We start from the raw sequence: 14242 nt of genomic DNA on the forward strand, positions 1-14242 counted from the left end.
ACTTTCGGGCCAGGGAGCGGATCGTCATGTGTCGACGGGGGGCGGTGCCGGTGCAAGCGGCGTGGCGGCCTTGAATTTAAAAGAATTTTTAACGGGAGGCGCGGAACGGGTGGAAAAGGGGTCGGGGTGCGGCAGCAGCCCGCCGCGCACGTGCTGGCGACCGTACTCGGCGCAGCGCGCACGGGTCGGGATGCCCTTGTCCGGGTTCAGCAGCCCGGCCGGATCGAACGCGCGCTTGACCGCGAAGAACGCATCGCGCTCCTGCGGCGAGAACTGTACGCACATCGAATTGAGCTTCTCGATGCCGACGCCGTGCTCGCCCGTGACGCTGCCGCCGAATTCCACGCAACATTCGAGGATTTCCGCGCCGAACTGCTCGGCGCGGTGCAGCTCGTCCGGATCGTTCGCGTTGTAGAGGATCAGCGGGTGCATGTTGCCGTCGCCCGCGTGGAACACGTTGATGCAGCGCAGCCCGTAGCGCGTTTCGAGCTGCTCGATGCGCGCGAGCAGCGGGCCGATCGCACGGCGCGGCACGGTGCCGTCCATGCAGTAATAGTCGGCGGAAATCCGGCCGGCGGCCGGGAACGCGTTCTTGCGGCCCGACCAGAAGCGCAGCCGCTCGTGTTCGTTGCGCGATACCTGGATGCGCGTCGCGCCATGCTCGCGCAGCACGGCCGTCATCCGCACGATCTCTTCCGCGACCTCTTCCGGCGTGCCGTCCGATTCGCATAGCAGGATCGCTTTCGCGTCGAGGTCGTAGCCCGCGTGCGTGAACGCCTCGACGGCCTGCGTGGCCGGCTTGTCCATCATTTCGAGCCCGGCCGGGATGATTCCCGACGCGATGATCGCCGCGACGGCCTCGCCGCCCTTGACGACGTCGTCGAAGCTCGCCATCACGAGCTGGGCCGTTTGCGGTTTCGGGATCAGCCTCACCGTGACCTCGGTGACGATCGCGAACATCCCTTCGCTGCCGATCATCACGGCGAGCAGGTCGAGGCCCGGCATGTCGAGCGCGAGCGAGCCGAACTCGACGATCTCGCCGTCGATCGTCACCGCGCGCACGCGCATCACGTTGTGTACGGTCAGCCCGTATTTCAGGCAGTGCACGCCGCCGGAATTTTCCGCGACGTTGCCGCCGATCGTGCACGCGATCTGCGACGACGGATCGGGCGCGTAATACAGGCCGTACGGCGCGGCGGCTTCCGAGATCGCGAGGTTGCGCACGCCGGGTTGCACGGTCGCCGTGCGCGCGTAAGGATCGACTTCGACGATGCGCGTGAAGCGCGCAAGCGACAGCACGACGCCGAGCGCGATCGGCAGCGCGCCGCCCGACAGGCTCGTGCCCGCGCCACGCGGCACGATCGGCACTTCCATGCGGCGGCAGATCTGCACGATCCGCTGCACCTGCGACTCCGTTTCGGGCAGCGCGACTGCGAGCGGCAGGCGGCGGTACGCGGACAGGCCGTCGCATTCGTACGGTGCCGTGTCTTCGTCGCGGTACAGCAGGCAGTGCGTCGGCAGCACGGCCATCAGCGCCTGCACGACTTCGCGCTGGCGCTGCGCGCGTGCCGCGCTCGACAGTTCGACGGGAGCGTTCATGGGGTCTCCTGCAGCAGGCGGCGCGGTGTCGCGACGCCGTCTCAGCACGTGAAAATCTTGCCCGGATTCATCAGGTTGCGCGGATCGAGCGCGAGCTTGATCGCACGCATCGTGTCGATCGCGTTGTCGCCGTGCTCCTTCGGCAGGAAGCGCATCTTGTGCAGCCCGACGCCGTGCTCGCCCGTACAGGTGCCGCCGAGGCGCAGCGCGCGCTCGACAATCCGGTCGTTGATGTGCTCGGCTTCGGCGATTTCCTCCGGCTTGTCGGGATCGATCAGGATCGCGACGTGGAAATTGCCGTCGCCGACGTGGCCGACGATCGGGCAGGGCAGCGACGACGCGCGCAGGTCGACTTCGGTTTCCTCGACGCACGCGGCGAGCTGCGAGATCGGCACGCAGACGTCGGTCGTCACCGCGCGGCAACCGGGTTTCAACTGCAGCATCGCGAAATACGCGTTGTGGCGGGCGGCCCAGAGGCGGCTGCGGTCTTCGGGGCGGGTTGCCCATTCGAAGCCCTGGCCGTTGTTCTGGCCGGCGAGCGCCTGCACGAGCTCGGCCTGTTCCTTCACGCCGGCCTCGGTGCCGTGGAATTCGAAGAACAGCGTCGGCGCTTCGGTGAGCGTCAGGTTCGAATGGCGGTTGATCGAGCGCACGGCGAGCGCGTCGACGAATTCGACGCGCGCGATCGGCACGCCGATCTGGATCGTCTCGATCACGGTGCGCACGGCGTCGCCCATCGACGGGAACGTGCAGATCGCGGCCGACACGGCCTCGGGCAGCGGATGCAGGCGCAGCGTGATCTCGGTGATCACGCCGAGCGTGCCTTCGGAGCCGACGAACAGGCGCGTGAGGTCGTAGCCGGCCGACGACTTGCGGGCGCGCGAGCCGGTTTTCACCACGCGGCCGTCGGCGAGCACGGCGGTCAGGCCGAGCACGTTCTCGCGCATCGTGCCGTAGCGCACGGCGTTGGTGCCCGACGCGCGCGTTGCGGTCATCCCGCCGATGCTGGCGTCGGCGCCCGGGTCGATCGGGAAGAACAGGCCGGTGTCGCGCAGCGCTTCGTTGAGCGCCTTGCGCGTGATGCCCGGCTCGACCGTCACGGTCAGGTCTTCGGCGTTGATCGACAGCACCCGGTTCATTTCCGACAGGTCGAGCGATACGCCGCCGCGCACCGCGAGCAGGTGGCCTTCGAGCGACGAGCCGGCGCCGTACGGGATCAGCGGGACGCTGTACAGCGCGCACAGCGACACGACTTCGCGCACGTCGTCCGTGCTGTGCGCGAACACGACGGCGTCGGGCAGTTGCGGGTCGAACGGCGATTCGTCGCGGCCGTGGTGGGCGCGGACGGCGTCGGCGGTCGACACGCGCTCGCCGAAGGCGGCGCGCAGCGCATCGAGCATGGCAGGGGGAAGGGGACGGCGCGTGGCGGCCGGCGGGGCGGGGTGATTCACGAATGTCTCCTGACGACTGCTTGTCAAACTTTCGGCCCATTCTACGCTGGAACGCCTGCTGCGGCCCCCGCCGCGGGCTGCGATAATCGCGTTCCACGGCAACCCGTGGCCGCACGGCGGCCGCGCACCAGAGGACATTCGCATGGGCAACCGCTTGAGCAAGATCGCCACGCGCACCGGCGACGATGGCACCACCGGCCTCGGCGACGGACGGCGCATCGGCAAGGACGATGTGCGGATCGCCGCGATCGGCGACGTCGACGAACTGAATTCGAACCTCGGCGTGCTGCTCGCCGAGCCGCTGCCCGACGACGTGCGCACGGCGCTCGTCACGATCCAGCACGACCTGTTCGACCTCGGCGGCGAGCTGTGCATCCCCGGGCACACGGTGATCGACGACACGCACCTCGCGCGCCTCGACCGCTGGCTCGCCGAGTACAACGGGACGCTGCCGCCGCTGAAGGAGTTCATCCTGCCGGCCGGCTCCCGCGCGGCGTCGCTCGCGCATGTGTGCCGGACGGTGTGCCGCCGCGCGGAGCGCTCGATCGTCGCGCTCGGGCGCAACGATGCACTGAATGATGCACCGCGGCGTTACGTGAACCGGCTGTCGGATCTGCTGTTCGTGCTGGCGCGCGTGCTGAACCGCACCGACGGCGGGGCGGACGTGCTGTGGGAGCGTGGCCGCGTCCGCTGACGCCGCGCAAGGATTTCCGCACTGCGACAATTTGCCCGAGGGACGGGCCATTTTAAAGATGTATCGTATCTACATGTTTAACGGAGAACGAACATGACCCCCATTACCGCTGACCAGATGGCTCGCGTGAAGGCCACTGCCCCTGTCCTCGCCGTGCACGGTGCGACGATCACGAAGCATTTCTACCAGCGCATGTTCGCGCGCCATCCGGAACTGAAGAACCTGTTCAACCAGACGCACCAGAAGACCGGCAGCCAGCCGGAGACGCTCGCGAAGGCCGTCTATGCGTATGCGGCGAACATCGACAACCTCGGCGCGCTGGGCGGCGCCGTGTCGCACATCGCGCACAAGCACGCGAGCCTGAACATCCGCCCCGAGCATTACCCGATCGTCGGCGAGAACCTGCTCGCGTCGATCGTCGAGGTGCTCGGCGATGCAGTCGACGCCGACACGCTCGAAGCATGGCGCGTCGCGTACGGCCAGCTCGCGCAGATCCTGATCGGCGCCGAGGCCGACCTGTATGCAGGCGCCGCATGGAGCGGGTTCCGCCCGTTCAAGGTCGAGCGCAAGGTACGCGAGAGCGACGAGATCACGTCGTTCTACCTGACGCCGGCGGATGGCGGCGCGGCACCGACGTTCGAACCGGGCCAGTACATCACGGTGAAGCGCTTCGTCGGCGACCTCGGCGTTGACCAGCCGCGCCAGTACAGCCTGTCCGACGCGCCGAACGGCAAGTGGCTGCGCATCTCGGTGAAGCGCGAAGCCGGCAAGCCGGAAGTCATTCCGGCCGGCAAGGTGTCGACGCTGATGCACGACGGCGTCGAGGAGGGTGCGATCGTCGAGGTGACCGCGCCGATGGGCGAATTCTCGCTGAAGCGTGGCGTCGAGACGCCGGTCGTGCTGATCTCGGGCGGCGTCGGCATCACGCCGATGATGTCGATGGTGTCGACGCTGGTCGCGGAAGGCAGCAAGCGCGACGTGCGGTTCGTCCATGCATGCCGTTCGGGCGCGGTGCACGCGTTCCGCGACTGGCTGAACGATACGGTGCGGGCGAATGCGAACGTGAAGCGCACGGTGCTGTACGAACAGGTCGGCCCGAACGATCGCGTCGGCGTCGATTACGACCTCGAAGGCCGTCTCACGCCGGAGCGCGTGAAGGAATTCGCGCTGGTGCCGGATGCCGACTACTACATCTGCGGCCCGATCGCGTTCATGAAGGCGCAGCGTGACGCGCTGATCGCACTCGGTGTGGCGTCGGAGCGCGTGAACACCGAGATCTTCGGTTCGGGCGCGCTCGAGTGATGCTCGCACGCAGGATCGGCGGTTCATGAAAAAAGCCCGGCGCGAGCCGGGCTTTGATTTTGTGGCAGGCAGCGCGTCAGGCGCGCAGCATCAGCGTGGCGTGATAACGCCACACCTTGGGATCGGCGCTGACGAGCGGCATGCCTTCATGGAGAGCCTGCGCGACCATCACGCGGTCGAACGGATCGGCATGATCCGGAAAATCGGGCAGTGCGGCGACCCCTTCGACGTGATCGCTGCTGATCGGCAATTCCGCAAAACCCGCGAGCCGGAACGCCGAACGCGCATCGCGCGGATGGACGGGCAGATTGCCTTTGCGATACTTGATCGCGATTTCCCAGATGGACGCGGCGCTGACGTACAGCGTGTTTTCGGGATGCTCGATCAATGCGGCCGCGGTCGCCGAAAGGTGAGGCGCGCCTTCGGCTGCCCAGAGCGCGATGTGCGTATCGAGCAGCAGCTTCACGGTGCGAGCCCGTGTTCCGAGCTGGCATCGAAGTCTGCAGCGATCGATTCATCGCCGGCATTGAATGCCTCGACGGTTGTCGGGATGTTCAGCCCGGCAAGCAACTGACGGGCTGCGCCGATCCGCTTTGGCGCAGCATAAGGAACGATCCGGGCAACCGGATGACCATTTCGGGCGATCACGACTTCGGATTCGCGCCCCAGTTCAAGCGCTTCAACGAGGCTTGAGAGCCGCGACTTGGCGTCGTGCATGTTGACGGTCGGCATGGTCACCCTCCCTGGTTAGCTAGATGATGTTAGCTAGTCTAGCAGAGCGAAACGACGACCGCAGGCTGGCCGCGTGGCCAGCCCGCCGTCAGGCGGGGCCATGCGGTCAGCCTGTCTCAGTGTGCGATCAGTTCCCGCTGCCGCGCGTGACGCGGCGTGCCTTGACCGATTCCGCGAGGCCTTCGAGTACCTTCACGCTGTCGTCCCACGCGATGCACGCATCGGTGATGCTCTGGCCGTAGGTCAGTTCGCAGCCTTCCTTCAGGTCCTGGCGGCCCTCGACGAGGTGCGACTCGATCATCACGCCGACGATGCGGGCGTCGCCGGCCGCGACCTGGCGGCCGATGTCCGCGCACACGGGGATCTGGTTCTCGTGCTTCTTCGAGCTGTTCGCGTGGCTCGCGTCGATCATCAGGCGTGCGGCGAGGCCGGCCTTGCCGATGTCCGCGCAGGCGGCGTTCACGCTGTCCGCGTCGTAGTTCGGCGTCTTGCCGCCGCGCAGGATCACGTGGCAGTCCTCGTTGCCGGCCGTCGACACGATCGCCGAATGGCCGCCCTTCGTCACCGACAGGAAATGGTGCGGCTGCGACGCGGCCTTGATCGCGTCGACCGCGATCTTCACGTTGCCGTCGGTGCCGTTCTTGAAGCCGACCGGGCACGACAGCCCCGACGCGAGTTCGCGGTGCACCTGCGACTCGGTGGTGCGTGCGCCGATCGCGCCCCACGAGATCAGGTCGGCGATGTACTGCGGGCTGATCATGTCGAGGTATTCGGTCGCGGCCGGCAGCCCCATCTCGTTGATCTGAAGCAGCAGCTCGCGCGCGGTGCGCAGGCCTTCGTTGATCTTGAAGCTGTTGTCGAGGTGCGGATCGTTGATGAGGCCCTTCCAGCCGACCGTCGTGCGCGGCTTTTCGAAGTACACGCGCATCACGATTTCCAGTTCGCCCTTGAAGCGCTCGCGCTCCTTCGCCAGCCGCCCCGCGTACTCGATCGCCGCCTTCGTGTCGTGGATCGAGCACGGCCCGATCACGACGATCAGCCGGTCGTCCATCCCGTGCAGGATGCGGTGCATCGACTGGCGCGAGTTGTAGATCAGCTCGGACGCGGCTTCGGAGCACGCGAATTCGCGGATCAGGTGGGCGGGCGGCGTGAGTTCCTTGAGTTCACGAATGCGGACGTCGTCGGTGTTGTGCGGGGGCATGCTGTTTCTCCTTGGTTCCGGGCGCCGTTCGGTCAGTGCGAGTGCGCGTGCGGCAGATTCATCAATTCAAGCGATTCAGTGGTTTCGGTCGGGGCCGCGGGACCGCTGCGGCGGCGACCGGGTGGCGAAGGGCGAAAAAAAACCGCCGGGTTCGCCGGCGGTTTTTTCGGGAATTTCGGTTGCGCTTTACGCGCCATCAACCCTCTCGATCCGCCAGCGGTCTGAGATACCAAAAAAAGTAAAAGTAAAACTTGGCGGACATGACGGAGATTCGGTTCGTCAAAAAAGTTGATTCGGAATTTATACCCCGTCGCCGGGCGGCTGGCAACCGGGAAACGTCGAAAATGCGGACATTCCGCGCGTTTTCTTCAAAATGCGCGGAATGTCTGCGCCGCGATGCGGTTATGCCGTACCGCCGACCGTCATCCTGTCGATCCGCAGGGTCGGCTGGCCGACGCCGACCGGCACGCTCTGGCCTTCCTTGCCGCACACGCCGACACCCGAGTCGAGCGACATGTCGTTGCCGATCATGCTCACGTCCTTCAGCGATTCGGGGCCGCTGCCGATCAGCGTCGCGCCCTTCACCGGGTAGGTGATCTTGCCGTTCTCGATCATGTACGCCTCGGACGCCGAGAACACGAACTTGCCGTTCGTGATGTCGACCTGGCCGCCGCCGAAGTTCACCGCGTACAGGCCGTGCTTCACCGACGCGATGATTTCCTGCGGATCCTTGTCGCCGTTCAGCATGTACGTGTTGGTCATGCGCGGCATCGGCAGCGCCGCGTACGACTCGCGCCGCGCGTTGCCCGTGACCGGCATCTTCATCAGGCGCGCGTTCAGCGTGTCCTGGATGTAGCCCTTCAGGATGCCGTCCTCGATCAGCGTCGTGCACTGCGTCGGGTTGCCTTCGTCGTCGATGTTCAGCGAGCCGCGGCGGTTCGGCAGCGTGCCGTCGTCGACGACGGTCACGCCCTTCGCGGCGACCCGCTCGCCGATCCGGCCCGCGAATGCCGACGAACCCTTGCGGTTGAAGTCGCCCTCGAGACCGTGGCCAATCGCCTCGTGCAGCAGCACGCCCGGCCAGCCCGGCCCGAGCACGACCGTCATCGCGCCGGCCGGCGCGGGGCGGGCGTCGAGGTTGACGAGCGCCGCATGCACGGCGTCGTCGACGTAGCGCGACAGCACTTCGTCGGTGAAGTAGCCGTAGTCGAAGCGGCCGCCGCCGCCGCCGGAGCCGATCTCGCGGCGGCCGTTCTGCTCGGCGATCACCGTGACCGACACGCGCACGAGCGGGCGGATGTCGGCCGCGAGCGCGCCGTCGCTGCGCGCGACCAGCACGACGTCGTATTCGCCGGCGAGGCCTGCCATCACCTGCGTGATGCGTGGATCGCGGCCGCGCGCCATCTGCTCGATGCGCTCGAGCAGCTTGACCTTGGCCGTCGCGTCGAGCGACGCGAGCGGATCGGACGGCAGGTACAGGTCGCGGCCCGAGATGCCCTTCAGCGACGTGGCCGCCTTGATCTTCTGGCGGCCGCCGCCGGCCGCCGCGATCGCCTTGGTGGCCGCTGCGGCTTGTGCGATCGCTTCCGGCGACAGGTCGTCCGAGTACGCGAACGCGGTGCGGTCGCCCGCGACCGCGCGCACGCCGACGCCCTGGTCGATGCTGAAGCTGCCCGATTTGACGATGCCTTCCTCGAGGCTCCACGCTTCGCTGCGGGTCGCCTGGAAGTACAGGTCCGCGTAGTCGACGCGATGCGTGAAGATGTCGGCGATCGTGCGCGTGAGCAGGCTTTCGTCGAGGCCATACGGCGTGAGCAGGATGTCCTTCGCCAGCGCGAGGTTGCGGATGCCGGGTTCGATGATGTTCATGCGGATATCGGGGTTTCTCAAAAAGTTGTCGGGTGCTTCTGGGCAGATGGGTTGGCCGTGCGGCGTTTCAAGCGGCGCGGGGGATTCAGGTCAGCACGCGGTGCCGCCACGCGGGCAGGCTCTGGCGCACGTCGGCGATGCGCTGAGGATCGATCGCGCCGAGCACGACGCTGGCGCCCACGTCGCGAACCGCGACGATCTCGCCCCACGGGTCGATCAGCATGCTGTGGCCCCAGGTGCGCCGGCCGTTCTCGTGCTTGCCGCCTTGCGCGGCCGCGAGCACGTAGCATTGATTCTCGACGGCCCGCGCGCGCAGCAGCATTTCCCAGTGCGCGCGGCCGGTCGTATACGTAAACGCCGACGGTACGACGATCAGCGCGCAGTCGCCCATCCTGCGATACAGCTCCGGAAAGCGGAGATCGTAACAGACCGACAGGCCGACCCGCCCGAACGGCGCATCGAACGCGACGACCGTATCGCCCGCGCGGATCGTGCGGGCCTCGTCGAACGACTCGTCGCCTTTTTCGAAGTTGAACAGGTGGATCTTGTCGTAGCGCGCGGCTTCGTTGCCGGACGGATCGAACACGAGCGTCGTGTTCAGCACGCGATCGGGCTCCGGCGCCTTCAGCGGCAGCGTGCCGCCGATCACCCAGATGCCGTGGCGACGCGCGGCGTCTGAGAGGAAGTGCTGGATCGGGCCGTCCCGGTAGGGTTCGGCGAGCGCGAGCTTGTCGGTGTCGCGGTGCCCCATGAAGCAGAAATACTCGGGCAGCAGCACGAGCTGCGCGCCTTCGCCGGCGGCTTCCGCGATCAGGCGGCGCGCTTCGGCGAGATTGCGCGTGACGTCCGGCGTGCTCACCATCTGCAGCGCGGCGACCTGGAAGGACGTGGCGGAACGGGTAGGGTCGGTCATCGCTGGATCGGTTGCGTCATAAATGGGGTGCGGCCCGGCACCGTGCGCGGTTCGGCACGCGGCTCAATGGTTCGCCGCATCGGCCGGACCGTGATTCATCTTACCCTGATCGCCTTGCACCCGCTCGATGTGCGGGTGCGCCCACGAGCCGGTGATCGCGTAGTCGAGCGCGAACGCGCGCGACAGCGTCTCCGACAGCGCATAGTTCGCGGCCAGCACGCCGACGCCGAGCAGCGGGTTGATGATGGCCGCCCCGATCGCGGCCGCGCCCGCGCTGATTTTCGGCGCGACGTGCGCATGCAGGTCCTGTGTCTCGGTGCCGAGATCGACCGCGCCGCGCACGGTGACGTTCGCGGGCCCCGTCATCATCGAAAAGTCGTCGGTGCGGGCGATCCCGTTCGAGATCTGGCCGGTACCGGTGATCTTGTCGAACGGCAGCCCCTTGCCGATCACGTCGCGGAAATTCAGCGTCAGGAAGCGCGCGAGGCTCTGCAGGCTCAGCACGCCGAGGAGTTTCGCCGCACCCGGATCGACCTTCAGGATCTGGCCGTGTTCGAGATCGAGCGCAATCTGGCCGCCGAGCGACGGGAAGTCGAGTGCGGTCGGGCCGCCGCGCCAGCCGACCTTGCCCGTGACCGTGCCATGGCCGTCCGCCAGCGTGCGGGGCAGGCCGACGCGGTCGAGCAGCGCGCCCGCGTTGTCGATGTCGAGCTTGAAGTCGAACACGGTGCGGCGCGGCGCGTCGTTTTCGTCGGCGCCGCGGGCAAGCGCGCGGCGCGACGTGCGCCAGTTGCCGGTCGCCGTCAGTTTCGCGGCCGGGTTCGACAGCTCCAGCTTGTCGAGCTGCCAGACCGGCGTGCCGGCTTCGTCGATATTGCGCGCGTTGACGACGAGGCGGCCGATGTCGTGGTTGCGCGCGACGACCTGGTCGACGATCAGGTCGATCGACGGCATCGGGCGGTCGGTCGGCGTCGGCAGGTTCATCGCGCGGCCGACGAGATCGTGCTGCGCGCTGTCCGGGATCACGAGCTTCGCGAGCCGCGCGTTCAGCACGCCCGCGCCGTTGTGGCCGCCGCCCGGCGCCCACGACAGGTAGCCCGACACCTGGTTCGACGCGATGTTCGCCTGCCAGAGCTCGTCGATGTGCGACGCGCCGACGATCACGTTTTCCCAGTTGCGCTTGAGCAGCTTCAGCGTGCCGAAGTGGAACGCGAAGCGCTTCGGCACGAAGCTCGCGAAATCGACGCGCGGCGCGGACTGCGGCTCCGGCGCGCGCGGCGTGTCGGGTTTCAGCGTATGGGCCAGCGCGAGCCACGCATCGGCGTCCAGTTCGTTGACGTCGACGGCCGCGCTCACGCCGTCCTGCGGCATGTCGGGCATCCGGTGGATGCCCATCGCGCCGCGCACCGCGCGCAGCGGCTGGCCGCGCGTCGCGTCGAGCAGGTAGGTCGCGGACACGGGGCCGAGCGTCAGGTCGGCATGTTCGAGGCGCTTGCCGTCCGACTGCGGCGCCGGCTGTAGCGTGAAGCTGAACGGCATCGGCGTGCCGGCTGCCTTCGCGAACGGTGCCGGGAACTGCAGTGCGACGCCGGTCAGGTCGGAATGCGCGCTGATGTCGGGCAGGCGGCCCGGCGCACCGCGCACGGCGACCGTGTAGGGCGCGTCGCCGACCACATGCTCGAGCAGCGCGGCGGCCGGGCCGTGCAGGTTCAGGCCGCGCGCGGCGTCGAGTGCGAGCCGGCCATCCACGTCCACCGTGTACGGGCCGTGCGACTGGAAATTGCCGTTCGCGCGCACCGGGCCGCCGAGGAAGCGTCCCGACAGGTCGTGCAGCGACGCGCCGGCCTCGGTGAACCGGACGCTGCCGCGCAGCGCCGACAGCGGCGGCACGCCGCTGGCCGTCAGCGTATTGCCGCCGAACGCGAGCGCGCCTTCGACGTGCGTGTGCGGATGCGCGACGTGCTGTGGAATCGTGATCTTGAGCGCGAGCGACGCGGGCCCCTGCGCATCGATCCGCTGGCCGATATGGTTGCTCATCGTGCCGAGCGAGCTGTTGTCCGCGTAGTCGATCAGGTCGGCGAGCGGGCCCTGCGCATGGCCGTCGATGATCAGCGGCGAGTGGGTCGGATTGCCGAGATCGTCGATGCGGCCCGCGACCTTCGTCAGCGCGACGCGCTTGTAGTGCGCGCGGTGGATGTCGAAGCGCAGCTTGTTCTGCGCCAGCTCGAACACGCCGTCGATTCCGTCGAGCGCCGGCCAGACGCTCGGCGTGCCGTTCGCGAGCTTGCGCGGCGGGTACGGCGTCGGCTCGAAACGGCCGCCGGTGAACGGCGCGACGATGTGGAACACGCCGGCGTCCGGCTCGTGTTCGAACGGGAATTTTTCGAGCGGGCCGCGCGCGACGATCGACGCGCCCTTGGTTACCTGGCCGTCCTGCAGCGCGTGGCCGAGATAGTCGCGCAGGTGTTCGGACATCCCGGTCGGCAGGTAGCGTGGAATGCGCGCCACCGATGCGCGGGCGAAATCGGCGCGCAGGTCGAGCGAGCCGCGGCCGTGGCCGGGGTTCGTGTACGAGCCGGACACCGCGATTTCGGCATCGGGGTTCGAGACGAGCAGGTCGGGCAGCGTCACGTCGACGCGCGCGTGCTTGTCGCCCGCCGCCGGTGTGATCACCCATCGGGCGTTGCCGCGCAACCGGTCGAACGTCAGGCGCGGCTCGTCGAATTCGCCGGGTACCGTGACGGCCGCGTTGACCGTATCGAAATGCGCGCTGCCGCCGGTCTCGTTCGCATCGACGCGGCCCCACAGATTCTCGATGCCTGGCCAGCCGGCCCGCGGGTGGCCGCGCGGCGACAGGCCGGGCGGCGGTTCCTGCGCGGCGAAGCTGATGCCCTGGAGATCGCCGAGGAAACGGTAGCGGACGATCGGTGCGGCGCCCGTGCGCCGCTCCTCGTCGGCGAGGTCGGCCCGCGCGGGCTTCGCGCGTTCGACCTCGATGTGATAGTTCGACACCATCCCGCGCGGGTCGATCTTGATCAGCTCGTTGCGCAGGCGTGCCGGCAGCGGCAGACCGCGGATGAACTCGCTGAGGATGCCGAGATCGACGCGATCGCCGACGACGCTCAGCAACTGCCCCTGGCTGGCGGTCGGCACGCGGTAGCGGGCCGTCAGCGTCGACAGCGCGAGCGAGCGGGCGAGCGGCGTGCCGTCCGGCAGCGGCGGCTGGCCGAGCTCCGCATTGAAGCGCGTCAGGTGCAGCGTGTAGTCGTGCCCGGCATCGAGCTGCATGTCCCAGCCGAAGCCGACCGTCGGCACGTCGAGCCGCGGCTGCGTCGGGCGCACGCGCAGCGCGACGTCCGCGCCTTGCAGGTCGCCGCCTGCCGAATGCAGGTGGCCGTCGCTGAAGGTCGCCCAGATCGCGTTGTCGATCCGGCCCGCGTGGATCGTGAGCGGCATGTCGAGGTAGCGCGCCAGCGTCTGCAGGTCGACGGGGCCCGTCGACAGGTACGCGTCGCCCGTCCAGTTCGACGGCTTGCCGACCGGCGCGAGCGGCTTGTGCCTGAAGCGCGCGCGGAAATCGAGCGGGCCGAGCAGCAGCGTGCCGTTCGCGGGCGCCTGCAGCGCGGCCTTGTGCACGCGGCCGTCGTTGAGCACCGCGAGCCGGATGCCCGACAGCACGAGCTCCGGCGCGTCATGCTGCGCGTCGCGCCAGCGCAGCGTGCCGCCGCGCAGCACGATCGCCTCCTGCTTCAGCAGCCATGTGCCGAACGTGTCGTTGCCGCCGTGGGTGGTCGCCACGCCGACGCCCGCGATGCTCAGCGAGCCGTCGGCCGCACGCGCGACCACGAGGTCGGGCTGGTCGACGATCAGGCTCGACAGCGCGGGCGACAGCCGCAGCAGCGACATCCACGACAGCGCGGCCGTCGCATGCGGCACCGACAGCGCGACCTTGCCGTCGCGGCCGCGGATCGTCAGGTTCGTGAGTTCGACGCCCGGCTGCATGCCGGACCAGCTCGGGGAAAGCTTGCCGATCGAAAGCTGCGCGTGGAGCTTGTCGGACACCGCGCGCTCGATGCGCGGGCGGAATTCGTCGATGCGGGGCAGCAGGACGTAGCGCAGCCCGAGGAACGCGCCGGACGCGACGAAGTAGGTGCCGATCCCGACTGCCAGCGTCACCCTGAACACGCGACGCAAGACCGGATGATCGTGCTTCGGAGGTCCCGCTTCGGGCGCAGCTACGGCGGATTCCTGACGGTCGGACATGCGGCGGACGGGCGGCGATATGGTAGTTTTGCAGACTGACGTTGAAATGTATCACACGGGTTCGTGCCGGCGGCCGTTGCGGCAGCGCGGCACGGGCTTTACACGGATGCCGCGCGCTCGATCGCGTGGGGCGACGGCACGGGCGGCAGCTCGACGGTCACGGGTGTCGGTACGGGGACATCGCAGGTCGTGACCGTGTATGGCGCGGTGCCGGCGCA

10 protein-coding genes and 2 pseudogenes are annotated in these 14242 nt (G+C 68.2%); 4 read left to right on the forward strand and 8 right to left on the reverse strand.

Annotated features, from left to right (window positions below):
• Positions 1 to 120: 120 nt before the first annotated feature.
• Together G3N61_RS34135 and G3N61_RS34140 are read right to left on the reverse strand one after the other, a co-directional pair.
• Positions 121 to 1599, reverse strand: a pseudogene (locus G3N61_RS34135) (FAD-linked oxidase C-terminal domain-containing protein); the annotation flags it as partial.
• 41 nt (positions 1600 to 1640) lie between these two features.
• A complete protein-coding gene (locus G3N61_RS34140) occupies positions 1641 to 3050 on the reverse strand; it encodes an FAD-linked oxidase C-terminal domain-containing protein (RefSeq protein WP_089449934.1) in 1410 nt (469 codons plus the stop codon).
• A gap of 142 nt (positions 3051 to 3192) precedes the next feature.
• Between G3N61_RS34140 and G3N61_RS34145 the strand changes: the two genes are divergently transcribed.
• Together G3N61_RS34145 and hmpA are read left to right on the forward strand one after the other, a co-directional pair.
• Positions 3193 to 3744 (forward strand): cob(I)yrinic acid a,c-diamide adenosyltransferase, encoded by a 552-nt coding sequence (locus tag G3N61_RS34145; protein ID WP_089449935.1) that lies wholly within the window; start codon positions 3193 to 3195, stop codon positions 3742 to 3744.
• Between the two features lie 93 nt (positions 3745 to 3837).
• A complete protein-coding gene (gene hmpA / locus G3N61_RS34150) occupies positions 3838 to 5046 on the forward strand; it encodes an NO-inducible flavohemoprotein (protein WP_043189571.1) in 1209 nt (402 codons plus the stop codon).
• Positions 5047 to 5122: 76 nt separating this feature from the next.
• On the opposite strand, the gene G3N61_RS34155 is transcribed toward hmpA, so the two are convergent.
• The 3 genes from G3N61_RS34155 to aroG form a co-directional block, all read right to left on the reverse strand.
• Positions 5123 to 5512 carry a type II toxin-antitoxin system VapC family toxin gene (locus tag G3N61_RS34155; RefSeq protein ID WP_043189569.1) on the reverse strand — a complete coding sequence of 130 codons (390 nt, stop codon included), beginning with the start codon at positions 5510 to 5512 and terminating at the stop codon, positions 5123 to 5125.
• Entirely contained in the window at positions 5509 to 5778 is a 270-nt protein-coding gene (locus tag G3N61_RS34160; RefSeq protein WP_089449937.1) for a type II toxin-antitoxin system Phd/YefM family antitoxin, read from the reverse strand. The genes G3N61_RS34155 and G3N61_RS34160 overlap by 4 nt, the downstream gene beginning before the upstream one ends.
• A gap of 127 nt (positions 5779 to 5905) precedes the next feature.
• Positions 5906 to 6979, reverse strand: coding sequence for a 3-deoxy-7-phosphoheptulonate synthase AroG (gene aroG, locus G3N61_RS34165; protein WP_043189562.1), 1074 nt, complete (start codon positions 6977 to 6979; stop codon positions 5906 to 5908).
• Here aroG and G3N61_RS34170 point away from each other — a divergent pair.
• A complete protein-coding gene (locus tag G3N61_RS34170) occupies positions 6978 to 7271 on the forward strand; it encodes a hypothetical protein (protein ID WP_179258664.1) in 294 nt (97 codons plus the stop codon). The two genes, aroG and G3N61_RS34170, sit on opposite strands and share 2 nt — an antisense overlap.
• 110 nt (positions 7272 to 7381) lie before the next feature.
• Here the strand turns inward: G3N61_RS34170 and tldD are convergent, their stop codons facing one another.
• The 3 genes from tldD to G3N61_RS34185 form a co-directional block, all read right to left on the reverse strand.
• Positions 7382 to 8848 (reverse strand): metalloprotease TldD, encoded by a 1467-nt coding sequence (gene tldD / locus G3N61_RS34175; RefSeq protein ID WP_043189560.1) that lies wholly within the window; start codon positions 8846 to 8848, stop codon positions 7382 to 7384.
• An 85-nt stretch (positions 8849 to 8933) separates the two neighbouring features.
• Positions 8934 to 9761 carry a carbon-nitrogen hydrolase family protein gene (locus tag G3N61_RS34180; RefSeq protein ID WP_043189558.1) on the reverse strand — a complete coding sequence of 276 codons (828 nt, stop codon included), beginning with the start codon at positions 9759 to 9761 and terminating at the stop codon, positions 8934 to 8936.
• A gap of 63 nt (positions 9762 to 9824) precedes the next feature.
• Positions 9825 to 14024, reverse strand: coding sequence for an AsmA-like C-terminal region-containing protein (locus G3N61_RS34185; RefSeq protein WP_089449938.1), 4200 nt, complete (start codon positions 14022 to 14024; stop codon positions 9825 to 9827).
• Positions 14025 to 14114: 90 nt separating this feature from the next.
• Here G3N61_RS34185 and G3N61_RS34190 point away from each other — a divergent pair.
• Positions 14115 to 14242, forward strand: a pseudogene (locus tag G3N61_RS34190) (spore coat protein U domain-containing protein); the annotation flags it as partial.

The sequence above is a fragment of the Burkholderia sp. Ac-20349 genome, from assembly GCF_017104865.1.
Classification (GTDB): domain Bacteria; phylum Pseudomonadota; class Gammaproteobacteria; order Burkholderiales; family Burkholderiaceae; genus Burkholderia; species Burkholderia aenigmatica.